Annotated in this window: 21 protein-coding genes; 3 read left to right on the top strand and 18 right to left on the bottom strand. The window is 36.5% G+C overall.

Annotation, left to right across the window (positions count from 1 at the left end; all coding sequences use genetic code 11):
• Positions 1-302: 302 nt before the first annotated feature.
• Genes ACP5SP_RS03705 through buk form a run of 11 tightly spaced genes read right to left on the bottom strand, consistent with a single transcriptional unit; the run spans position 303 to position 10,766 of the window.
• Complete coding sequence (locus ACP5SP_RS03705) at positions 303-1,280, bottom strand: molybdopterin-binding protein (protein WP_416085219.1); 978 nt, start codon at positions 1,278-1,280, stop codon at positions 303-305.
• A 9-nt stretch (positions 1,281-1,289) separates the two neighbouring features.
• A complete protein-coding gene (locus ACP5SP_RS03700) occupies positions 1,290-4,172 on the bottom strand; it encodes a stalk domain-containing protein (protein WP_424586891.1) in 2,883 nt (960 codons plus the stop codon).
• Positions 4,165-5,325, bottom strand: coding sequence for a metallophosphoesterase family protein (locus ACP5SP_RS03695; RefSeq protein WP_424606964.1), 1,161 nt, complete (start codon positions 5,323-5,325; stop codon positions 4,165-4,167). The genes ACP5SP_RS03700 and ACP5SP_RS03695 overlap by 8 nt, the downstream gene beginning before the upstream one ends.
• On the bottom strand, positions 5,322-6,056 hold the full coding sequence (locus ACP5SP_RS03690; protein WP_416085216.1) for an SDR family NAD(P)-dependent oxidoreductase: 735 nt from the start codon (positions 6,054-6,056) through the stop codon (positions 5,322-5,324). The genes ACP5SP_RS03695 and ACP5SP_RS03690 overlap by 4 nt, the downstream gene beginning before the upstream one ends.
• A 1-nt stretch (position 6,057) precedes the next feature.
• On the bottom strand, positions 6,058-6,408 hold the full coding sequence (locus ACP5SP_RS03685; RefSeq protein WP_424586888.1) for a cupin domain-containing protein: 351 nt from the start codon (positions 6,406-6,408) through the stop codon (positions 6,058-6,060).
• A 1-nt stretch (position 6,409) separates the two neighbouring features.
• Positions 6,410-6,961, bottom strand: coding sequence for a 2-oxoacid:acceptor oxidoreductase family protein (locus tag ACP5SP_RS03680; protein ID WP_416085214.1), 552 nt, complete (start codon positions 6,959-6,961; stop codon positions 6,410-6,412).
• 1 nt (position 6,962) lies between these two features.
• Complete coding sequence (locus tag ACP5SP_RS03675) at positions 6,963-7,709, bottom strand: thiamine pyrophosphate-dependent enzyme (RefSeq protein ID WP_416085213.1); 747 nt, start codon at positions 7,707-7,709, stop codon at positions 6,963-6,965.
• The gene (locus tag ACP5SP_RS03670; protein ID WP_428076057.1) at positions 7,709-8,770 is read right to left on the bottom strand and encodes a 3-methyl-2-oxobutanoate dehydrogenase subunit VorB; all 1,062 of its coding nucleotides are present in this window, start codon (positions 8,768-8,770) and stop codon (positions 7,709-7,711) included. Before ACP5SP_RS03670 ends, ACP5SP_RS03675 begins: the two co-directional genes overlap by 1 nt.
• Before the next feature lie 11 nt (positions 8,771-8,781).
• The gene (locus ACP5SP_RS03665) at positions 8,782-9,009 is read right to left on the bottom strand and encodes an ATP-binding protein (protein WP_416085211.1); all 228 of its coding nucleotides are present in this window, start codon (positions 9,007-9,009) and stop codon (positions 8,782-8,784) included.
• Positions 9,010-9,022: 13 nt separating this feature from the next.
• Positions 9,023-9,709, bottom strand: coding sequence for an ATP-binding protein (locus ACP5SP_RS03660; RefSeq protein ID WP_424586887.1), 687 nt, complete (start codon positions 9,707-9,709; stop codon positions 9,023-9,025).
• Complete coding sequence (buk, locus tag ACP5SP_RS03655; protein WP_428076056.1) at positions 9,696-10,766, bottom strand: butyrate kinase; 1,071 nt, start codon at positions 10,764-10,766, stop codon at positions 9,696-9,698. Before buk ends, ACP5SP_RS03660 begins: the two co-directional genes overlap by 14 nt.
• Positions 10,767-10,976: 210 nt before the next feature.
• Between buk and ACP5SP_RS03650 the strand changes: the two genes are divergently transcribed.
• Positions 10,977-11,429, top strand: a complete 453-nt coding sequence (locus ACP5SP_RS03650; protein WP_416085208.1) for a GatB/YqeY domain-containing protein — start codon at positions 10,977-10,979, stop codon at positions 11,427-11,429.
• Between the two features lie 45 nt (positions 11,430-11,474).
• Here the strand turns inward: ACP5SP_RS03650 and ACP5SP_RS03645 are convergent, their stop codons facing one another.
• The 6 genes from ACP5SP_RS03645 to ACP5SP_RS03620 form a co-directional block, all read right to left on the bottom strand.
• A complete protein-coding gene (locus tag ACP5SP_RS03645) occupies positions 11,475-12,179 on the bottom strand; it encodes an ABC transporter ATP-binding protein (protein WP_416085207.1) in 705 nt (234 codons plus the stop codon).
• The gene (locus tag ACP5SP_RS03640) at positions 12,166-12,948 is read right to left on the bottom strand and encodes an ABC transporter ATP-binding protein (RefSeq protein ID WP_424586885.1); all 783 of its coding nucleotides are present in this window, start codon (positions 12,946-12,948) and stop codon (positions 12,166-12,168) included. The genes ACP5SP_RS03645 and ACP5SP_RS03640 overlap by 14 nt, the downstream gene beginning before the upstream one ends.
• On the bottom strand, positions 12,929-13,969 hold the full coding sequence (locus ACP5SP_RS03635; protein WP_428066711.1) for a branched-chain amino acid ABC transporter permease: 1,041 nt from the start codon (positions 13,967-13,969) through the stop codon (positions 12,929-12,931). The genes ACP5SP_RS03640 and ACP5SP_RS03635 overlap by 20 nt, the downstream gene beginning before the upstream one ends.
• Before the next feature lies 1 nt (position 13,970).
• Positions 13,971-14,879, bottom strand: coding sequence for a branched-chain amino acid ABC transporter permease (locus ACP5SP_RS03630; RefSeq protein WP_416085204.1), 909 nt, complete (start codon positions 14,877-14,879; stop codon positions 13,971-13,973).
• A 55-nt stretch (positions 14,880-14,934) separates the two neighbouring features.
• Positions 14,935-16,074: an ABC transporter substrate-binding protein gene (locus ACP5SP_RS03625; protein WP_428076055.1), complete on the bottom strand. Its 1,140-nt coding sequence runs from the start codon at positions 16,072-16,074 to the stop codon at positions 14,935-14,937.
• A 183-nt stretch (positions 16,075-16,257) separates the two neighbouring features.
• Positions 16,258-16,533 (bottom strand): HU family DNA-binding protein, encoded by a 276-nt coding sequence (locus tag ACP5SP_RS03620; protein ID WP_416085262.1) that lies wholly within the window; start codon positions 16,531-16,533, stop codon positions 16,258-16,260.
• Positions 16,534-16,837: 304 nt separating this feature from the next.
• On the opposite strand from ACP5SP_RS03620, the gene ACP5SP_RS03615 reads away from it, so the two are divergent.
• Both ACP5SP_RS03615 and thyX read left to right on the top strand, forming a co-directional pair.
• Positions 16,838-18,901 (top strand): ribonucleoside triphosphate reductase, encoded by a 2,064-nt coding sequence (locus tag ACP5SP_RS03615; protein ID WP_428076054.1) that lies wholly within the window; start codon positions 16,838-16,840, stop codon positions 18,899-18,901.
• A gap of 59 nt (positions 18,902-18,960) precedes the next feature.
• Positions 18,961-19,587, top strand: a complete 627-nt coding sequence (thyX, locus tag ACP5SP_RS03610) for an FAD-dependent thymidylate synthase (RefSeq protein WP_416085201.1) — start codon at positions 18,961-18,963, stop codon at positions 19,585-19,587.
• Positions 19,588-19,653: 66 nt separating this feature from the next.
• Here the strand turns inward: thyX and ACP5SP_RS03605 are convergent, their stop codons facing one another.
• Entirely contained in the window at positions 19,654-21,738 is a 2,085-nt protein-coding gene (locus ACP5SP_RS03605; protein ID WP_416085200.1) for a 5'-nucleotidase C-terminal domain-containing protein, read from the bottom strand.
• Positions 21,739-21,789 lie beyond the last annotated feature (51 nt).

Genomic DNA, 21,789 nt, shown 5'->3' with positions numbered 1-21,789 from the left:
CGAAAAACGAAGTGATGAAGATTCTCCTCCTTTTGGGGTAGTTCGAAGGGGGACTTTTATCCCTTCAATATAAACAGAGGAGATATCTCGCTTCGCTCGATATGACAATTATTTTGAGGGGGCAACAAACCCCCCCTCAAAACTCCCCCAAAATACATCAAAGAATTGTCAATCCGAGGAACGAAGCGACGAGGATTCTCCTCCTTTTAGGGAAGTCCAAGAGAAGCCATAGGAGTAAGTTAGAAAGAGGTGTGCCTCTTTTCTAAATAAGGAAAAACATAAAAATAGCCTTATACATCTCTCTAAGTAAGGTATCCACCAAGAGAAAACTTGATAAGATCGTTTTTTGTTATTCGATAATTGGACAAAATTATTGGCATAATGAAGTGGAAACTTGTGCCTTCTTTTGTAATGCCTGAAGAGGAAGGAATACCAAGTACAACCTTATCCTTTAAATAACCTAAAAGAAAGGTAAATCCAGGAAAAATTGGGACACCATATTTTACAACTTCAACTCCCATAAGTTTAATTCCTGGAACAGTTCTATCGTCGGGGTCAACTGCCATTCCTCCCATATAAATCACAATATCTGCACCTTTCTCAAATGCCTTTAATCCAGCGCCTTTAATTTTTTCATCATTATCTGGAAGAATCTCCCTTAAAACAATTTCCTGCCCAAGACTTTCAAGATATTCTTTAATTTTAAAACTCAAAACCTCTTCTCTTAAACCTTCAATAAATTCGTTTCCAACAGGAAAAAGTGCAATTTTGTGAGGAGTAATCGGTTTTAAATCAACAATAGGCTTATACATATTTGCAATATTTTCAACTTCTAAAAGGATTTCTTTCGAGATTTCCTTAGGCATAATTTTTCCAATTGCAACAGGTGTCCTACTTTTAACAAAAGTAAAAGGACGCTTAGTTGCAACAACAACATCTTCAATTTCGTTTATCTTGAAAAGTCCTTGAGTATTCACAACTAAAACGCCGTCAGTTTCAGCAATAAGCTTTACCTTTGACTCTTGAGGCAAAGTAAAGCCAAGATTATCCCCTTTAATTGATTCCATTAAAAAGATTCCCGCATCATCTTCATGGACAAGACTACTATCTTCATCTTCGATCCATACATAGTGTCTTCCAATTGAAAGAAGTTTTGGAATATCACTTTCAGAAATAATATGACCTCTTTTAAAAAGAACGCTCTTCTTGAAGTCTTCAATCATTGTAACATCAGTTGCAAGAGGCTTATTTATAGCTTCATGAACTTCAACCTTTTTCATAATATCACCTCAATGTGTTGCTGAATTGTAAAGAATCGTAACCTTTTTATTAACACTATCCCAAAGCACTTCTGCGCCAAAATTTTCTGCAATAAATCTTAATGGAAGCATCGTTCTTCCATCCTTTATGAACGGCGCAACCTGAGGGTTATCCTTATCAATTGCTGTTTGAACACCGTTAATTGAGGCAAGTGGATTCCCTATATATAGTTCAATTATTTTATCTTTAAGTGCAACAATGACAGTTTTTGTCTCTCCCCTCCAAATAACCTGAGCGTAGAGCGGCTCTGCAATAAATCTTACAGGGACAAATGTTCTTCCTCCAAGAATAATAGGCGAGGTATCCATCTTCATTTGAATGCCGTTTATGTAATAATAAGGAGAACCAATATAAAACTCAAGTTTCACTGCATTTACTTTTGTATCCGAAAAAACAATTGGTTTAACAACAAATGTATCCGATGGATCTGATGAATTTCCCTTTTCGTCAACTGCTATAACCCAATAGTAGTAAGTATTATTTTGTTCAAATGGCCCTAAGTCTGTAAAACGTGTATTAGTCGTTTCCCCAACATACATTGCAGTTAATAGATCATTTGTTTTGCTTCGGTAGATTTCGTAATCTTTTATTCTATACGACCCAGCTATACTTTCACTAAACGAAAATTCAACCTTTGATACATTATTTATCAGTGTGATACCTGTAACCTTTGAAGGTTTTACAAAAGGTGGTAAAATTTTAAGTTCAAAAGGCGTTGCATATACATTAACCTTTGTTTCGTTTGTCGCAGTGAGATTTGCAAAGTTTATAAGGACTTTATCCGCACTTTCAGAGATTGCCTTAAAAGTAAGCGTTAAAATTGAAGAGCCACTTTGAACATTCGATACATCACCTGTAAAGGTAAGTGAGTCATTAGATTTTACAAGATAAGAGGAATTAAAACTTACAAATTCAAGGTTATTCTGTGGATAATCAACTTTGAAAGATATATTTTTTAGTGGCGTATCTGTATTTAAAATAACATCAAAAGAAATTAAATCAGGCACTCTCACTGTAAGACTTGCTGGGTTTGCTTTAAGACTTGCACCAATAACCTGAACTGATGCTGTCAAATTAATTGCATTTTTCACGCCATTGTAAGAGAATGTAATGCTTCCAGTATTTGTACCCACGTTTCCCCATCTTGCATCAGCGATAACTGTTATAACGCCTTTTCCTTTTATCGATGCAGGATAAAATGAAAACATCTTTGAAGTTGACATTAAAAACATTATGGTATTCGTATCAGGCGCGCTTATAAGGACATTTACAAATTTTGATTCATTTTGATTAAGCATTTGAAAATCAACATTAGTTAGGCTTGCCTGTGGTTTATTATTTGTGCTTTGGGCAAGATTTACAAAAACATAATCAAAACTTGAATAGTTATAGTTTAAGGTATATGTATTATAACCATCTTTTGTAAGCGAAATGGTATGATTTCCCAATGTAAGTGGCACAAATGCACGTGTAGTTAAGTTTGTAGAGTTCCCATCTACAGTTATTAAGGCTGCTGGATAAGAATCCAAGATTATTCCATCGGTAGGGTTAAAAGAAATTGTATAACTCCCCTTATAGAAATATGAGAATGTATTAGTCAAATTACTTGAAGTAGAAAACGCAAGATATGTCTCAAGAGTTACACTTGAAGGGACTTTAAAGTTAGGTAGAATTGAGAACGAAATTTGTCCGTTTGTATTGATGCCTTGAACTAAATCAGTTGATAAGGTTTGCGTATTACTTACATATTTTACAAATAGATAGGGTATAAAATTCACATTTAGATCAGTTTTGTAATTAAGATTTATCGTGTAGTTTGAGACAGTTTGGTTAGAATTATTTTGGTCTAAAACTGAAAAGTTTGCAAAAGTAATACTTGATTTAACTTTTTGCCCAAATGGATTCTTGCCGTTAAAGAATTCGACTGTTATTTCATAATTATTGGGAGTGCCCACAGACACCACAAAATCACAAAGGTAAGTTTCTCCTGGTTGAACTCTATTTGAGATAGGAATAGATTTTTCAATCTTTGTATTCCCTCCTACAAGGGTAAGTTTTACAGAATATGGATTATTAAATATCGTTGGACTCCACGTAGATGTGCCAACATTTTGGATGATGAATTGAAGATGCACATCTGAATTTGTAGGCATTATAAGGTCAGTATTTGCTTGAACAACACGAGCATTGTCAGTCGGATTCTCATAGAGATCTCCAAAGTGGTATGGGGTGGGCGTATCAATGTATGTCGGTGGATTTGTAATTTTAGATGGATCTGGCTTTGTAATGCTAACTGGTGTCCAAAGAGGTTGACCATCGTCTCCTATTATGAGCCTTGCAATGTTATCAATAACTTTATCCTGATAATATCTCCCATTTGGATTTGCAGGATGGTTTATATATGAAAATCCGTTATAAGCCCAGATTGCGTAATACCAATTTTCGAGGATATTTCTATCAGAATCACCAATTGCAGGAGTAATTTTCCATTTTCCGTCAAGAATCTTTGCACCAACTTCGATATTGTAGAAAACATCCGTCTTTAACCTGTCAATGTCAGATCTACCCTTTGAGTTTATTTGCATAATGCCAATGTCAATTGAGCCGTCGGTATTAGTGTGAATTATGGGATTACCACTTGCGTCAAACTGTTTCCATCCAGATTCTGTATAGGCTATTCCCATTAATATCACAGATGGAATATTATATTTCTTTGCAACTTCAATAAATTTTGCACGAAGAATGCTATCAGATGGGTTTGGAGGAATCGATAATAACACAAGCGTATCAAGAATCATAACGGCAATCAAGGCAACAACGCCTAAACTTGCAAGACCTTTTCTTTTATTCATCTATACGCTCCATAATATTACGTGCTTCTTCAAGAATCTGGTCTCTCACTTTTTTGTATCGTGGATCTGAAGTTTTGTCAAGATACTCTTCAATCGCTTTTATTGGGTCTTTTACCTCGTAAATTGAGGGCAAAACTGTTGTATTTTCGGACCTCTCATCGAATACCTGCGTAAATACATACGAAATCTCCTTGAGTTTATTGATGAGTATCTTTAATCTTCCCTCATCTTCAAGATTCCCTTTTACAACTACACGCACAATTGATTCCTTTGCCCTTTCAAAATCAACACTTTCAAATGAGTTATCGTCTATTATTTCAACTGTATAAAACTTGCGAGAAAATGGATTCTCTATAAATTCAATGTCCTTTAAAGAATCAGAAACTTCTACCAAAAAGAATCCCTTCCGATCGTTTTCTTCACCAAAATCAAGCCTATCTAAAGAACCAGGATAAGCAAACGTATGTTCCCATTTTCTGCTTTTTAAAATCTGGTTCTTGTGTAGGTGTCCTAAAGCAAAATAAATTATGTTTTCCCTGTCAAGTTCATCAATTGAAAGAGGAAGGTCTTTAGAGAAATTTATGTATTGTTCAAATCCAACAGTTCCCTCCGCTACAGGAATATGTGCAACAAGGATATTATTTCTGTCATTAATATTTCCTAAAAGTTCGTCAATAATTTTAAGCAACTTCACGTTTAACTTTGCCAATACTTCATCTTCACTTAAATCTCTAAACTCCTCTTTTGCAAGAATGTTTGTTTTAAAGGGATATGGAAGTGTCAAAAAATTAAAACCTTTGATGTTAAAAACTTCGGGCATCTTACTTATATGAATGAATTCAAGAGGAAGCTCATTATATAGGTCAAGGTGTATTGATCGATCTCTAAATGGTGCTCCTTCATGATTACCTGTTACTATCAAAATTTCAATGCCCAAGCCCGCAAGTGAGCTTACAAACCTTGCAAAGAGTTTCTCATCTTTTACTTCGGGATCTCTTTTGTGGAACACATCACCTGCAATTATAACCAAATCAACTTTATATTCTTTTGCCTTTTCAACAATGAAGTCAAGCGTATTTTGAAAATTAAAATTATTTTCACCATTTTTTAAAGGAAACCCTATATGGAGATCTGCAAGATGAAAGAATCTCATGCCGTATGATACCCTCCGTCAATAAAAATACTATCACCTGTAATATATGAGGCATCGTCAGAGAGCAAAAATACTATGAGTTTTGCAACCTCCTCAGGAGTCCCTGCGCGCCTAAGAGGAATCTGTTTTATAAATTCATTTCTTTCATTATCAAATTCGTTTTTAAAAAAATCCTCTGTCATATTTGTCCTTATAAGCCCCGGCATTATACTATTAACTCTAATGTTATACTTTCCAAGCTCATATGCAAGAGCATGTGTTAAACCTATTATAGCAGATTTAGTTAAGGCATATCCAGAAGAAGGGATACTTTCTCCAAAAAATGCATCAACTGAGGATATAAAAACAACACTTCCACCTTCTTTAAACAATGGAATCAAATCCCTTAAAATTATAAAGGAGGATTCAACATTTACCTTAAACATCTCTTCAAGTTCATGAGTTCTAAAAGTTTCGAAGGGCTCGGTAAAAATAACTCCCTGTGAAAAAACAACACCATGTAGAATATCTGAATTCTCTTTAACCCAATTCACAACTTTATCGGAATCCTTGGGGAGATTAAACTTACCAAAAGTTATACGAGGGCCTGATTGCAAGGTTTCATCAATGTGCTCCTTTGTCCTTCCGGTTGCAAGGACCTTTGCACCAAGACTATTTAGAATTAAGGAAGTGGCCCTTCCTATACCAGAAGAGCCACCCACAACCAATATGGACTTCCCCACAAAATCCATATTAGATTTTTAAGTAAGGAATTAGGCAAAGCATTTTTGCTTTAGTATCTCCAATATTTTTGTAAGAGTGCGGTAAATTGGGTTTTATAAATACTGCTGTTCCACTTTCAACGATTTTTTCCTCGCTACCTTCCGTAATGACTAATTTCCCATCAAGAATAAATATTTCATGTTCCCATTCATGATGGTGCTCAGGAATAACTGCCCCGGGCTCTAACTCAAAATATCGCATTGCAAAACGCTCTGCCCCATCATCTTTTTTAATAAGCCACCGAATTGTCACGCCAGGGATATAAGCCCCATTAAATTCAACCGGTTCTGGATTTAGTTCTTCCGGTTTTATTGTCTTCATTTTAACCCCCTAAAAATTCCTTTGCAATCTTACTTCCCTCCTCAACAGCCTTTATATTGACCTCAAGAAGTTCTGCCTTTCTTCCAGTAAGATACTTTTTAAGAGCTTCTTTAATGGAATCAATTGAAACGGGTCTTTCAATTTCAACATAAGCGCCCAAAAGTATCATATTGACAACCCTTTCTGAGCCAAGCTTACGTGCAACATCGTGCGCATCAATTTGGAGTACTCTTACATCAGACCTCTTTACCTCTCTTGGGATAAGAGTTTTATTGAGAATCATAATTCCATCTTCTTTCATCAAAGGCTCGTATTTATCCAAAGATGGTAGGTTAAGAATAATTGCAGCTTCTGGTCTATCAATTACAGGAGAGGCAATTTCCTCATCAGATACAATTACATGACAGTTTGCAGTACCGCCCCGCTGCTCTGGTCCGTAGGAGGGAAGAAATGTAACAAATTTCCCCTCATCTTTTCCTGCCTCGGCAAGAATCTCACCTGCAAGCATTACACCCTGACCACCAAAACCTGCTATAACTACTCCTTTTTCCATGTTATTCTACCCCCTTTACAACTCTAAATTCACCTATAGGAAATACAGGAAGAACCTCTCTTCTCACTCTCTCAAGAGATTCAACAGGTGTCATCTTCCAGTTTGTGGGACATGTTGAAACAAGTTCCACAAGTGAATAACCTAACCCAAGCAACTGTGCTTTAAAAGCCTTCCTTATAAAATTCTTTGCCTGGTTTATGTGCTGTGGAGAATCTAAAGATGCCCTTGCAATGTAAGCAGGGCCATCAAGAGTTGCAAGCATTTCCGCTACATGAATTGGAAATCCTGAAACTTCAGGTTTTCTTCCATATGGTGATGTTGTTGTAACCTGTCCTATAAGCGTAGTTGGAGCCATTTGACCTCCGGTCATACCAAAGTTTCCGTTATTAATAAAAATTGTCGTGATTAATTCTCCTCTTGCTGCAGCATGGACTGTTTCTGCCATTCCAATTGAAGCAAGGTCACCATCTCCTTGATACGTAATTACAAAGCTTTCAGGATGGGCTCTTTTTACACCTGTTGCCATCGCACAAGCCCTTCCATGAGCGGCAACTGCTGCATCAGTGTCAATAAAATCATATCCAAAGACAGCGCACCCTACAGGCCAAATTATGACTGCCTTTTTAACCAAGTCCATCTCTTCTAACAACTCTGCAATTATACGGTGTGCAATCCCATGCGTACAACCAGGACAATAAGTTGTTGGCTTTTTCGTGAATGTCTCTGGTGCTTTATAGATAACCTTCATTAGTAACCTCCTAAATGCAATCTAAATGCTTTGTAAATTTCCTCTGCCGTAGGCACAACTCCGCCAAATCTACCATAAAATTGGACAGGTTTCTTGCCATTTACTCCAAGTTTTACATCCTCAAGCATCTGTCCCTCGTTCATTTCAACATCAAAGAAGAATTTTACTTTATCTGCAAATTCTTCATAAACTTTATATGGGAAAGGCCAAACAGTAATTGGTCTTATTAAACCAGCTTTTATACCTTTCTCACGCAACATTTTGACTGTTGTTTTCATTATTCTTGCAACAGTTCCAAACCCAGTAAGGGCATATTCTGCATCATCCATCATAAAGAGCTCATATCTTGTCTCATTTTCGGCAATCTTTTTATACTTCTCTTGTAGTGCAAGGTTCATCTTTTCAAGACCTTCAGGTTCAAGATCAAAAGAAGATATGAGATTTCTTTGTCTATCGCCCTTCCCTACAATTGCCCAATCCGGTGTTTTAAACTTACTTACATCAACCCAATCTCTAAATTCAACCGGTTCCATCATCTGACCCAATAATCCATCTGAAAGGACAACAACCATAATTCTGTATTTTTCTGCAAGTTCAAAGGCATCATACATAAGATCACACTGCTCTTGTACTGTATGAGGGGCAAGCACTATGGAATGGTAATCGCCATGTCCACCACCTTTTGTTGCCTGGAAGTAATCAGCCTGCGCTGGAGCAATATTTCCAAGGCCAGGACCACCACGCATAACATTGACAACCACGCATGGTACATTGGAATTTCCAATATAGCTAAAACCTTCCTGCATCAAACTTATACCAGGGCTTGAAGATGAAGTAATAACTCTTGTGCCAGTTGAAGCTGCACCATAAACCATATTGATAGAAGCAACTTCACTTTCAGCTTGAACATACTTTCTACCCAATTCGGGCATCCTTCTTGAGAAATATTCAGGGGTTTCATTTTGAGGAGTAATTGGATAACCAAAGAAAATCTGAGCGCCTGCTCTTATCGCTGCTTCGGCAATTGCCTCTGCACCTTTCATTAAAAGCCTTTCTCCCATAATAACCTCCACTAAACCTGGACCTTTTCAGGTCTTCTTACTTCAACAATTGCCTTGTCGGGACAGATAATATAACAGAAGCCACAAGAAATGCATCCCTCGTTGTCAAAAAGCTCAACGGGGTGATAACCTTTAAGATTGATTTTGTTAGAAATCCTTAAAACCTGTTTTGGACAAACACTTACACAGAGTCCGCAACTTTTACACCTCTCTTCGTCAATAATTACCTTTGGTTCCATTAAATTTACCTCCTTATATTGGAATTGGACTTATAAATAACTTTATCGGAAATACATCCAAATCAAGAGAATCAACTAAATCTGTTTTTGATTCATCAATAACTGCAAAAATTATAGGAATCGACAACTCCTCAGAAACTTTTTTAAGAACCTCATATCCTTCTTTTATAATCTCTCTTGTAGTCTCCCACCGTAAATTTGTATTTAAAATAAGATGTGTTACCTTTAACTTTGATGCATTTTGAATGGTTTCTAATTCTTTAAGAATTTGCTCTTTTGTTTCAGTATAAGGTCTTTTTGTATTCACCACAAAAAGCATATTGTAAGAATCTTCAAAGAAGTTTCTAAATTGGGCAATGCTTCCTGCACCATATGCATCTCCGCCAACATCAATTACATGATAAGAATCCTTATCCATAAGTTGCGATACAATATCTCTTGGGAAAACAGGTACATCAAGAGCTCTTGTTAGAGGCGGAGGTAAAACAAGGTCAAGATTGTATTCCTTTAATTTACTTTCCACATCTCTTATTCTAACATAAGGTTTTACAATGTCTAAATCAAAAAGTTTAACAGGGATTTCTAAATTTTTTAATTTTATTGCAAGGTTTATTGCAATTTCGGTTTTACCAGAGCCAATGCGCCCTGTGATTATTTGTGTCCTTTTTTTCAAAAGTTTTCTTACATCAAATTCTTTCATAGATTTTTTCTTTTTCCTCTCCTCTCAAAACGCGCAATGCACCTTCTAAAAGTGCGCGCATCTCGTCTTCACCAGGATAAATCAAAACTGGGGCTATAAAACTAACTCTTTCCTTTATCCAATCTGTAAGCATTTGAGATCTTGCAATCCCACCAGTTAAAACAATCGCATCGACTTCACCGTAAAGTACTGTTGCCATCTCTCCAACAGTTTTAGCAACTTGATATGCCATTGCTTCATATACGAGTCTCGCATAACTATCGCCTTTTTCTATACGTTCTTCCACTTCTAAGGCATTGTTTGTTCCAAGATGAGAAACAAGACCACCATTTCCTGCAAGCATTTTTTTCATTTCCTCATAGCTATATTTCCCACTCATACACAAATCAACAAGACTAATTGTAGGAAGCCCACCTGCCCTCTCAGGCGCAAAGGGACCATCGCCATTAAGAGCATTATTTACATCAATAGTCCTTCCTTTTTTGTGCGCTGCAACAGAAATTCCACCTCCAAGATGAACAACAACGAGATTCACATCTTCATATCGCTTTCCAAGATCTTTTGCGGCTCTCCTTGCAACTGCTTTTTGATTGAGGGCATGCCATATTGATTTTCTTTCTATCCCTTTAAGACCAGAATATCGAGCAAGAGGCTCCATTTCATCAACTACAACAGGGTCAACAATATATGCAGGCTTATGAACTTTTTGCGCAAGGTTATAGGCAATTATTGCACCAAGGTTTGAAGCATGTTCACCATACCTACACTCCATAAGATCTTTAAGCATGTCATCATTTACTCTGTATGTCCCTGATTCAATTGGATGCAAAAGCCCGCCCCGCCCCACAAATGCGTCAAAATCTCTTAAATCAAACCCGTTTTCTTTTAATTCCTTTTCAATAACATTAACCCTAAAATCATACTGATCAATGATGCTCTTAAAGTCTTTAAGTTCCTCTGAAGAGTGCCTTATTGTCTTTTCAAAAAGTGAATTCTCATTCTCGAATACTGCAATCTTTGTTGAAGTTGAGCCAGGATTAACAACAAAAACTTTCATTCAACCCTCCTTAAAATAAATATAGGGACCCTTTAAGAGTCCCTATAGTAAAGTATTTGCTTCCTATTATAACGATAATAAATATTGAAAGAGCGTATAATAGACAAATGATATTTCTAAATATAGAAATAGAAAACAAAAAACTTTCCATATCTGAGTATATTATAGCATAGAATTTCATAAAATATAATAGATTGTAAGGAGGTAAAAATGGAATTATTAGAAAAAATTCAGAAGGATTACATTCAATCAATGAAAGAAAAGGATGAAATCAAAGCAAGTGTATTAAATATGTTAAGATCTCAAATCAAATACAAGGAAATTGAATTAAAGAACGTAAAGAATGAATTAGAAGAGTCCGATCTTATTGAGATTATAAGAAAGGAGATCAAGAAAAGAGAAGAAGCAATCGAAATGTATAAACAGGCTGGAAGACAAGATTTACTATCCAAAGAAGAAAAGGAACTCGAAATCCTTAAGAGTTATTTGCCAAAGCTTCCAAGCGAAGAGGAAATTAAAGCAGAAATTGAAAAAATCATTCATGAAACTGGCGCAAAGGACAAAAAGGATTTTGGAAAGGTAATGAAATTTGCAATGGAAAAGTTTAAAGGAATTGTCGACGGCGCAAAGATAAAAGAAATTGTTGAAAGCATTTTAAAATAATAAACGGGCACTAAATCTGTGCCCATAATCTCAATTTAAAAACTATTATGCGCCAAGATATGCAGCCTTTACTTTTGGATCTTCTTTTACCTCTTTTGCAGGACCTTCAAAAGTGATATTACCAACCTCGAGAACATATGCATAGTGAGCTATTTCGAGTGCCATTTCTGCATTTTGCTCAACAAGAAGTATTGTTTTACCTTCTTTATTAATTTTTACAATCGTGTTAAAAATTTCCTCAACAAGAACTGGTGCAAGCCCCATTGAAGGTTCATCCATCATAACAAGATCTGCATCTACCATAAGCGCACGCCCAAAGGCTAACATCTGTTGTTCCCCACCTGAAAGAGTTCCCGCAAGTTGTTTTTCTCTTTCTTTAAGCCTTGGGAAAAGTTCAAAAACATCTTCAAGTTTTTCTTTAAATCTGTTTTTATCCTTCAAAGTCCAGGCAGCGAGTTCAAGATTTTCTCTTACAGTCAAATCAGGGAAGACTCTTCGTCCTTCAGGGACATGCACTATGCCAAGTTGAACAATTGCGTGAGGTTCCATTTTTGTTATATCAATATCTTTAAAGAATATTGTACCAGATCTTGGCTTTACAAGTCCTGAGATCGTCCTTAAGGTTGTGGTTTTACCTGCTCCATTTGCACCAATTAGAGTTACAATTGTCCCAGACATAACTTCAAAACTAATACCTTTAAGAGCCTTTATTGCACCATAGTAAACTTCAAGATTATTAACCTTTAACATTTGCTCTCCTCCCAAGATATGCTTCAATTACACGAGGATTGTTTTGAATCTCTGTGGGTGTTCCTTCAGCAATTGTTTCACCAAAATCCATCACTTTTATCCTCTCACAAATACCCATTACAACCTGCATGTGGTGTTCAATAAGATATATAGTAACCTTAAATTTGTTTCTAATCCATAGAATCATTTCCATAAGTTCTGAAACTTCTTTTGGGTTCATTCCTGCAGCAGGTTCATCAAGGAGAAGAAGTTTAGGATGAGTTGCAAGGGCTCTTGCAATCTCAAGTCTTCTCAATTCACCATAGGGAAGTGCTTTTGCTTGCAAATATGCCTTATCCTTAAGTTTGAAGAGTTCAAGAAGTTCAAGGCTTTCCTCTGTTATTGACTTTTCCTCTCTGTAATATGAAGGTGTACGAATTATTGAATCTACAAGTCCATATCTTAACCTATAGTGTCCTGCAATACGGATATTATCAAGAACTGTAAGATTTCCAAAAATTCTTAAATTTTGGAATGTTCTTGCTATACCAATGCTTACAATTTCGTGTGGTTTGTATGTGGTAATATCTCTATCATAAAAATATATTTTTCCCTCTGTAGGAATATAAACACCAGTGATTAGGTTAAAAATTGTTGTCTTACCCGCTCCGTTTGGTCCAATTAACCCCCACAGTGCACCCTCAGGAAGCTCCAAATTAAAGTTATGCACAGCACGAAGACCACCAAAATAGTGAGTTATAGAATCAAGTTTAAGAACCACCCGTTGCATTTTTTTCCTCCTCTTCTGGTACAAGTACTCCAAATTCTTTTTGTCCCATAATACCCTCAGTTCTATAAAGCATTACAACAATAAGAAGTACGGCATACAAGACCATTCTCCATTCAGGTCCGACTGTGAATGGTAAAATATGAAGCCCATTCAATGCATCTATTCCAAGTCTCAACAATTCAGAAAGCACAGTAAGAACAACTGCCGCAATAATTGATCCACTTAGACTTCCTGCACCTCCAATATAAACCATAACGAGAATGCTCAATGGTCCTGCAATACTAGGACTTGTAAAACCAAACATAGTTGGGTGTGCAAGTTGTAAAACATGTACAAGCAACGCACCTGCAACACCTGCAAAAAACGCACCAATTGAAAACGCCATTACTTTGTATTTTGTTGTATTAACGCCAACAAGTTCAGATGCAACTTCATCCTCTCTAATTGACTTCATTGCTCTTCCTATTGTTGAATAGACAACATTTTTCAAAACAAAAATTGATATTAAAGCAGTAAAGAAGATCACAGGAAATGTTGAAAGTCTCGGAATTCCCAAAAGACCTCTTGGTCCCCCTACGTAGTCAATAGCGTTTATACTAACTCTTACAATTTCTTGAAAGGCAAGGGTGGCAATAGCAAGATAATCGCCTCTAAGCCTCAAACTTGGAATTCCAAGAAGTATTCCAATAACAGCAGCAAGGATGCCTCCAAGAATAATTGCAACAAAGAATAATGCAAACTTAGGAAGCGTTTGCATCTGTGATACCTTAAATATCAAGGTTGTAAGAACACCTGCCGTGTATGCACCAACGGCCATAAATCCACCATGTCCCAAAGAAAATTGTCCCGTAAAACCATTAATGATGTTTAGGCTTGTTGCAAGAATAATATTAATAAGGGCAATATCTATTATTTGCATATAGTAGTTATTTAATACACCCAGAGAATAAAGAACCTGAATTACTACAAAAATAATAAGACTATAAATAAAAAGTAATCTATTCTTAGTTAGCAGTTTCATATTACACCTTTTCTCCTGTCTTCTTTCCAAATAGTCCTTGAGGAAGGAATATGAGAACAACAATTAAGATTGCATAAGCAATCCCTTCCCCAATAATTGAGTTAATCGCATAACCTAAAACCTCAGCAATACCAAGTATAAACGCCCCAATCATAGCACCGACAATGTTTCCTATACCACCTAAAACTGCAGCAATAAAAGCCTTTAATCCAGGGACAATGCCCATATATGGAAGAATCCTTGGATAAGTAAGTCCAGAAAGAAGACCAGCAGCACCTGCAAGAGCACCACCAATAATAAAGGTAAGATCTATTATTTTTTCAAGATCAATTCCCATTAACCTTAATGCATCTTTATCTTGTGAAGAAGCCCTCATCGCCATACCAAGCCTTGTATAAAATATGATGTAAGTTAATATCAACATCAAAACAATTGCAATCGAAACATTAATTATCTGATAATTCGTAAAATGCACTGTTCCTATATTAAAATCTTTAATGGAAATAAATTGAGGAAACGGTCTATATGAAGGTCCAATTGCAGGAATTGCTGAAGTAAAATACTCTATAAACATTGAAACACCTATGGCTGTGATAAGTGCTGAAAGCCTTGGTTTATATCTTAATTTTCTATATGCAATTCTATTTGCAAGAAATGCGGCTAAGGCTCCTATTGTCATACTTACAAGAAGGGCAATTACTATTAAAGATGTTTGTCCAAGACGCTCAGCAATTAAAAAATTAATTGCAAAATATGCGGCATATGCACCAAGCATATAGTAATCGCCATGCGCAAAGTTAACCAACTTGATAATACCATAGACAAGAGTGTAACCAATAGCAATCAATGCATAGACACTTCCAAGTTGAATACCATTTATTAACTGTTGAAGATTAAATATCCCGCTCATTTTTCACCTTCTTTCAAAAATGGCAGGGGAAGATACTCCCCTGCCTCAAGATAAACTATGGGTTAACTGTTGTTACATATACCTGTTTACCGTTTTCTATCTTAATAATAACTGCAGGCTTAACAGGGTTCCTGTTTTCATCAAACTTAATCAAACCCGAAACTCCATGATATTCGATGTTTTTCAAAGCGTCTCTTATTTTTGCGCCATCAGTTGAACCTGCATTCTGAATTGCCTGAAGGATAAGTCCCATTGCATCATATCCAAGAGCTGCAAGCGCATCAGGTGCTTCACCATATTTTGCGGTATATTTCTTGACAAACTCTTGCACTTCAGGTCTTTGATCATCCTTGGAGAAGTGGTTTGTAAAATAAGAGTTATTAACTGCATCTCCACCAATTTTAACTAAGTCTGGTGAATCCCAACCATCGCCACCAAGGAATGGTCCTTTGTACCCAAGTTGTCTTGCTTGCTTTGCCATAAGACCATCATCGCTGTAGTAATCAGAGCAATAAATTACATCAGGAGATCCTGCAAGAATTTTTGTTAAGAACGGAGTAAAGTCTGTTGTACCTGCTGGATGTCCTTCAAATGCAACAATCTGTCCACCAAGTGAAGTAAACTTATCCCTAAAGAATTCTGCAAGTCCTTTTGTATAGTCGTTACTGTTGTCAAAAAGAACACCTGCTTTTCTTGCTTTAAGGTTATTGTATGCAAACACTGCACCAACAGTACCCTGGAATGGATCAATGAAGCAGGCCCTGAAGATATAATCACCAACTTGTGTAACCTTTGGGTTAGTTGAAGTGGGTGAAACCATTGGAATTCCTGCGTTTTGGCAAATAGGAGCAATTGCAAGAGAAACCTTACTCATAACTGTACCTGCAATTGCAACAACCTTGTCCTCATTAATGAGTTTCTGTGCTGCTGTTGCACCTTCTGTTGGGTCTCCTTTGTCATCTGCAAATACAAGTTCAACTTTCTTACCAAGAACTCCACCTTTTGCGTTCCACTCCTCAATCATCATTTCATAGCCATTTCTTGTTGATACACCAAAAGTAGATGAGTCTCCTGTTACAGGACCAATACCTCCAATCTTGATAACGCTTGGACCTTGGGCCGTCTTACACCCCGTGAATGTTGTACTTACAAGTGCTACAATGAGTAGTAGCACAACTAATGCCTTTTTACTCATCCTTCGCCTCCTCTTAAGTTTTTTTTAACCCCTTATAAATTTATTGAAAGAATTATATGAAAAAAAACTTTAAAGTCAAGAGGTAATTTTTTACTTTGAGAAATTTATTGATTCATTTTTAAAAAGCTCTAAAATATAAAAGGGGGGCATCACCCCCCACAAAGAAAGATAAGGCTTAGGAAACTACTTAGAAACTGCGTCCTTCAATTCTTTACCGACCTTGAAGTAAGGAACTACCTTTGCTGGAATTGAGATCTTCTTTCCGGTTCTGGGATTAACACCGTTCCTCTTTGCTCTCTCTCTTGTTGCCCAGGTTCCAAAGCCAATAAGTGCTACTTTGTCACCTTTCTTGAGAGTCTCCTTCACGACATCGATAAATGCATCGAGCATTGCTTCGACGTCTTTCTTCTTCATTCCGGTCTTCTCAGCAATTGCTGTAATGAGTTCTGGCTTGTTCATCAATTTTCACCTCCTTTCTTAATAACGCTATTTTCAAGTATTTATGCAGTATCTTTCAACAACACCGCATAAATACTTGCTTAATTCTAATATATACGAATTTTACTTTATGTCAAGAGGTTTTTAGGGTAATTTTATATTTTTGGTACTTTTTTCGAAAAATTTGACGTTTTAAAGCGCCCCGAAGCTTTACAATTTTTTAAAAAGAAACTTTGTTAAACTTAAGTTTTTAAAGATTATTTTTATAGAGTATTTGATTTTAGACCAATTTCTCTTATCCTATGCATATAAAGGAGTGATAGAAATGATAAAATTTGTCCAAAAAAGAGATGGAAGAATTGTGCCTTTTGAAAAAGAGAAGATAACTAAAGCAATTGAAAAGGCAGGAATTGCAACACATGAATTTGGGGTAGAAACAGCTAACTACCTAACAAACATTGTTGTAAATGAACTTATTGACGAAGAAGAACCATTAAACATTGAAGTCATTCAAAACAAAATTGAAGAAGTATTAATGCGAAAAGGATTCTTTCAAACTGCAAAGGCATTTATCATCTACAGAGAGAAGCGAAGAGAACTTAGAGAATTAAGAAAACATCTTAACATACCTGAACTCTTTGACCAATACATAGGAGAAGAAACCTGGGAAGTGCATGAAAATGCGAACATTGACTACTCAATACAGGGATTAAAGGCATATATTACAGGAAAGGCAGAAGAGATTTATTGGCTTGAAAAGGTCTATCCCAAGAAGATTGCAGATTACCATAGAGATGGCTTTGTACATATTCATAATCTCTCTTCACTAACTGCCTATTGTGTCGGCTGGGACCTTGAAGACCTTATTAAACGTGGTTTTGGCGGTGTTCCGGGAAAACCTTATTCTACCCCTGCCAAACACTTTTCATCAATTTTAGGACAAATGATGAATTTCCTTTTTACACTCCAAAACGAAGCGGCAGGTGCAGTGGCATTTTCATCTTTTGATACTCTTCTTGCTCCCTTTGTATACTTTGATAATTTATCCTACAAAGAGGTAAAACAGCAAATTCAAGAATTTGTATATAACATGAACCAAACAATGAGAACAGGTGGACAATCTCCATTTTCCAATATAACGGTTGATTTAACGCCGCATCCGCTTTTGAAAGACAAACCTGTTGTTATTGGAGGAAGATCAATCAAGGAATATACCTACGGCATGTTTCAAAAAGAAATGGATATTATAAACAAGGCACTTTTTGAGGTATTTATTGAAGGCGATGGGCATGGAAGACCTTTTACGTTTCCAATACCAACAATTAATATCTCTAAGGACTTTGATTGGAATAATCCAGTGCTTGAACCTGTTTGGGCTGCAACGGCAAAGTATGGGACCCCATACTTTGCAAATTACATCCGTTCGGATTTAAGACCGGAAGATGCAAGGTCAATGTGCTGCAGGCTTCGTTTGGAGACAAGAGAGCTAAAAAACAAAGGCGGAGGGCTATTTGGTGCAAATCCGCTCACAGGAAGCGTGGGCGTCATCACAATTAATCTTCCTCGTATTGCATACCTTTCAAATCACAATATTAACGAATTCTATGCAATGCTTGATGAAATACTTGAAGCCTCAAAAGAAGGACTTGAAAAGAAAAGAAATGCAGTTGAAAAATTTACCGAAATGGGACTTTACCCATATTCAAGAATCTATCTTGAATCTATAAAAGAATCCACAGGACATTATTGGGATAATCACTTTTCAACAATTGGCATTATAGGTATGAACGAAGCCTTACAAATGCTTTTTGACAGATCAGTTCATATGGGAACGCAAAAAGGTATTCAATTTGCAGTTGATGTAATGCTTCATATAAGAGAAAAACTAAAGCAGTTCCAGGAAGATACAGGACACCTGTTTAATCTCGAAGCAACACCATCAGAATCAACATCTTATTCATTAGCAGTGAAGGACAAAAAAATTTATCCTGATATCGTGACTGCGGGGACAGAAGAAAACCCTTACTATACTAACTCAACACAACTCCCTGTAGACTATACAGATGACCCATTTGAACTTGCTGAGCTTCAGGAGCCGGTTCAAAGGTTGTATACAGGAGGCACTGTCATTCACTTCTTCTTAGGAGAAAGACTTTACAATCCTAATTCCGCTAAGATATTTGTGAAAAAGATATTAGAAAACTTCGAAATCCCATATATTACCATTACTCCCTCATTCTCAATTTGCCCTAAGCATGGATATATAGCAGGTGAGCATGAATTTTGTCCTCTATGCGATGAAGAGCTAAAAGAGAAAGCAAAAAGGGGAGAGCTTGAAAATAATAAAAAACCTGCTAAGATTAACGTGGATTTGAAAATAGACATTTAGAAAGTAGATGCAAATAGTTTTTAGAGTATTTTTAAAAACTGAAGATTTGGGGGTGTTCTGTGCTTGAGGGCAGGGTATCTGTTACTCTTATTAACTATACTCCTAATCCGGAAATAACTGTTGCGACTGCAATGAGGCAGTCTCGCTATCAGGGTTCCGTAAAAGATTTAAATCTCAAAAGCGAAGACATCGTGCACCTCATAAACCTTGCACTTAAATTGGGGCATTTTTCTGTGTTTGAGCATATAAGTTTCACATTTGTAATTGAGGGCATCTCACGATCTTGTTCACATCAATTTGTAAGGCATAGATTTTTTTCATTTACACAGCAATCTCAAAGATATGTGAAATACGACAATCCAACATTTATAATTCCTCCATCAATCAAGAATAATTCTGATGCACTTGAAGTGTTTAAAAAAACTTTAGAGTTAATAGAAGAATCATACAAAAAACTTCTCTTATTAAAAATTCCTGAGGAAGATGCAAGATTTGTTCTGCCTAATGCAACAGAAACCAAAATGGTTGCAACTGCAAATGCAAGAGAATTAATGCACTTTTTTAAACTTCGCCTTGATCCACACGCTCAGTGGGAGATAAGAGCAATGGCTGAGGAAATGTTTAAGCAGGTTTCCTCAATTGCACCAAATATCTTTAATGAAGAAAATATAAAGTATTTCGAGTGAGTAGCTACTCATAAAAACTTTAAAAGGGGGCTCATGAGCCCCCTTTTGATATTTATATAAAGTTTCTTATGGTGTTACAAATGTTATTCTTCCGTCAACTTCTTTATACACCTTTGGATGTGCTTTAATGTAGTTTACAAGATCATCTCTCATATAATTTCCAGTTACAATTTTAATGGAAAGCGCATTCTTAAACACAGTATAGCCATCTCCACCTGCTGCCATAAAGTCATTTGTTGCCACTTTGTAAACTTTGTTTGGATCAATAGGTGTGCCGTCTAAAAGTTTTGCTTCAACAACTCTACTTCCAGGCTTCTTTGTAAGATCTACTTTTACTCGTATCCCTGAAATTTGTGCAAATCTTCCAGCTTGTGCTTCAACTTGTGAATACCCATTTTCAAGTGCCGCAAGAACATCGGAGCCTTTCAAATCAAGCATCACTATAAGATTATCGAAAGGAAGCACGGTATAGATTGTCCCAACACTTATGGGTCCTTTAGGAATAGAGGCTCTAATGCCACCACCATTTGTAATTGCAATATCTGCACTTGAAATTTCTCTCATCCAATCCGCAATGAAATCGCCAAGGTTTGTTTCTTTAATTCTTATATTTGGTCTTGAACCGTCAAGATCCACAAGTGCTTCACCAATTACCTCTGACATCTTCTTACTTACTTCATCGTTATAGGGTTTAATAATTGAGAGAATTCCCTCATCCTCTTTAATATCGCCATTGATTGGAATTAATTTGTAGTCAATTTTTGCAAGCCTTACCGAATCGGCTTTTGCCTCGAAATAGAGTTTGACTTCACCAAGATTGTTTCCATATGAACCCGTCTGAACAATGTATGTCCCATTTACAATCGTTGGCTTATCAAGAACCGTGTGAGTATGCCCACCAATGATAAGGTTTATTCCATTGACCTTGCTTGCAAGTTGCACGTCACCAATATCACCAGTGTAATAGTCTGTTGCAGAATACCCAAGATGTGAAAGAAGCACTATGAAGTTTGAATTATCTTTTAATGTTGAAACAACATTTGTTGCAGTCTTTACTGGGTCAAGAATCTCAAGTCCTTGAAGCCCGTTTGGATTAACAAGTATTGGAAGTTGTGGATTTTCAAGCCCAAAGAGACCAAGCTTTACAAAGCCAAAAGACTTTATATCATAGGGTTTGCTCATAAAAGTAGAATTTGTTTTTGTATCAATGACATTGGAGCAGATGTATGTGTATTTTGCCTCTGATACCCTTTCTGCAAGGACATCTTTTCCCCAATCAAATTCATGGTTCCCAAATGTTGCATAGTTATAACCCATTGCATTGTAAACCTCAATTACGTCCTTCCCGTAGAAGAACGCTCCAATTGGAGGACCACCGCCAATTGCATCTCCTGCATCAACAAGAAGTGTTCTATCCGGATTATATGCTCTTTCCTCTTTAACAACTGTATAAATCCTTGCGCTTCCACCAATAGGTTTCTTGTCTTTATCGGTTGAACCAAGTAAATACATATGGAAGTCATTTGTATGTAGTATTGTTATAACAGGGAATCTTGAAGATGCAAGCATATGCGCAAACGCCTCTCTTGTTATTGGTTTTCCTGCACCAAGTGTATCACCTGTAGGTTTATAAAATCCCATTTTTACAAAGTAATTTACAAAATCTTTTGCCTCAGGAAGAAGCATATTTGCATCTTTGAAATTTGAGATCACATTTTCTGCTTGTGGATTTGTAATCTTAAGAGCCCTTGAAAGAACCAAAACCGCTTCATCAAGTGTAATAGGACTGTTTGGTTTAAATGTGCCATCTGGATACCCCATAAAGACCTTTGCCCTTGCAAGTGTTTCAATGTAAGGAGATGCCCAGAAATCTTTTGGTGTGTCCTTAAAGGTATACTTCGAAAGGTTAAACCATGGGATAAAGTCGTAAGGAAATGCCTTTACTATCATTTTGGCAAATTCAGCTCTTGTAAGAGTGCGCTCAAGATGAAGACTTTGATCAGGATAACCCTGAAGAACACCCCTTTCTACAAGTACATCTAAATCAACATTACCATAGGTTGTAGCATTTGCAAACTGTTGTTTGGGAAGAGCTGGAATAAACGTGACAAGTAAAAACAGTACTACAAAAACCGAAATAAACTTCTTCATTTTCACTACCCCCTTCCTTTCATAAATTTTGTATTTTCATTAGTATTATAT

This window comes from Caldisericum sp. (assembly GCF_049967455.1).
Classification (GTDB): Bacteria; Caldisericota; Caldisericia; order Caldisericales; family Caldisericaceae; genus Caldisericum; species Caldisericum exile_A.
This window is presented reverse-complemented; position numbering and strand designations above follow the sequence as displayed.

Excerpts from the sequence above, each read along its gene's own strand:
- ACP5SP_RS03705 (WP_416085219.1), bottom strand. The coding sequence starts at position 1,280 with ATGAAAAAGGTTGAAGTTCATGAAGCTATAAATAAGCCTCTTGCAACT.
- ACP5SP_RS03700 (WP_424586891.1), bottom strand. The coding sequence starts at position 4,172 with ATGAATAAAAGAAAAGGTCTTGCAAGTTTAGGCGTTGTTGCCTTGATT.
- ACP5SP_RS03695 (WP_424606964.1), bottom strand. The coding sequence starts at position 5,325 with ATGAGATTCTTTCATCTTGCAGATCTCCATATAGGGTTTCCTTTAAAA.
- ACP5SP_RS03690 (WP_416085216.1), bottom strand. The coding sequence starts at position 6,056 with ATGGATTTTGTGGGGAAGTCCATATTGGTTGTGGGTGGCTCTTCTGGT.
- ACP5SP_RS03685 (WP_424586888.1), bottom strand. The coding sequence starts at position 6,408 with ATGAAGACAATAAAACCGGAAGAACTAAATCCAGAACCGGTTGAATTT.
- ACP5SP_RS03680 (WP_416085214.1), bottom strand. The coding sequence starts at position 6,961 with ATGGAAAAAGGAGTAGTTATAGCAGGTTTTGGTGGTCAGGGTGTAATG.
- ACP5SP_RS03675 (WP_416085213.1), bottom strand. The coding sequence starts at position 7,709 with ATGAAGGTTATCTATAAAGCACCAGAGACATTCACGAAAAAGCCAACA.
- ACP5SP_RS03670 (WP_428076057.1), bottom strand. The coding sequence starts at position 8,770 with ATGGGAGAAAGGCTTTTAATGAAAGGTGCAGAGGCAATTGCCGAAGCA.
- ACP5SP_RS03665 (WP_416085211.1), bottom strand. The coding sequence starts at position 9,009 with ATGGAACCAAAGGTAATTATTGACGAAGAGAGGTGTAAAAGTTGCGGA.
- ACP5SP_RS03660 (WP_424586887.1), bottom strand. The coding sequence starts at position 9,709 with ATGAAAGAATTTGATGTAAGAAAACTTTTGAAAAAAAGGACACAAATA.
- buk (WP_428076056.1), bottom strand. The coding sequence starts at position 10,766 with ATGAAAGTTTTTGTTGTTAATCCTGGCTCAACTTCAACAAAGATTGCA.
- ACP5SP_RS03650 (WP_416085208.1), top strand. The coding sequence starts at position 10,977 with ATGGAATTATTAGAAAAAATTCAGAAGGATTACATTCAATCAATGAAA.
- ACP5SP_RS03645 (WP_416085207.1), bottom strand. The coding sequence starts at position 12,179 with ATGTTAAAGGTTAATAATCTTGAAGTTTACTATGGTGCAATAAAGGCT.
- ACP5SP_RS03640 (WP_424586885.1), bottom strand. The coding sequence starts at position 12,948 with ATGCAACGGGTGGTTCTTAAACTTGATTCTATAACTCACTATTTTGGT.
- ACP5SP_RS03635 (WP_428066711.1), bottom strand. The coding sequence starts at position 13,969 with ATGAAACTGCTAACTAAGAATAGATTACTTTTTATTTATAGTCTTATT.
- ACP5SP_RS03630 (WP_416085204.1), bottom strand. The coding sequence starts at position 14,879 with ATGAGCGGGATATTTAATCTTCAACAGTTAATAAATGGTATTCAACTT.
- ACP5SP_RS03625 (WP_428076055.1), bottom strand. The coding sequence starts at position 16,074 with ATGAGTAAAAAGGCATTAGTTGTGCTACTACTCATTGTAGCACTTGTA.
- ACP5SP_RS03620 (WP_416085262.1), bottom strand. The coding sequence starts at position 16,533 with ATGAACAAGCCAGAACTCATTACAGCAATTGCTGAGAAGACCGGAATG.
- ACP5SP_RS03615 (WP_428076054.1), top strand. The coding sequence starts at position 16,838 with ATGATAAAATTTGTCCAAAAAAGAGATGGAAGAATTGTGCCTTTTGAA.
- ACP5SP_RS03605 (WP_416085200.1), bottom strand. The coding sequence starts at position 21,738 with ATGAAGAAGTTTATTTCGGTTTTTGTAGTACTGTTTTTACTTGTCACG.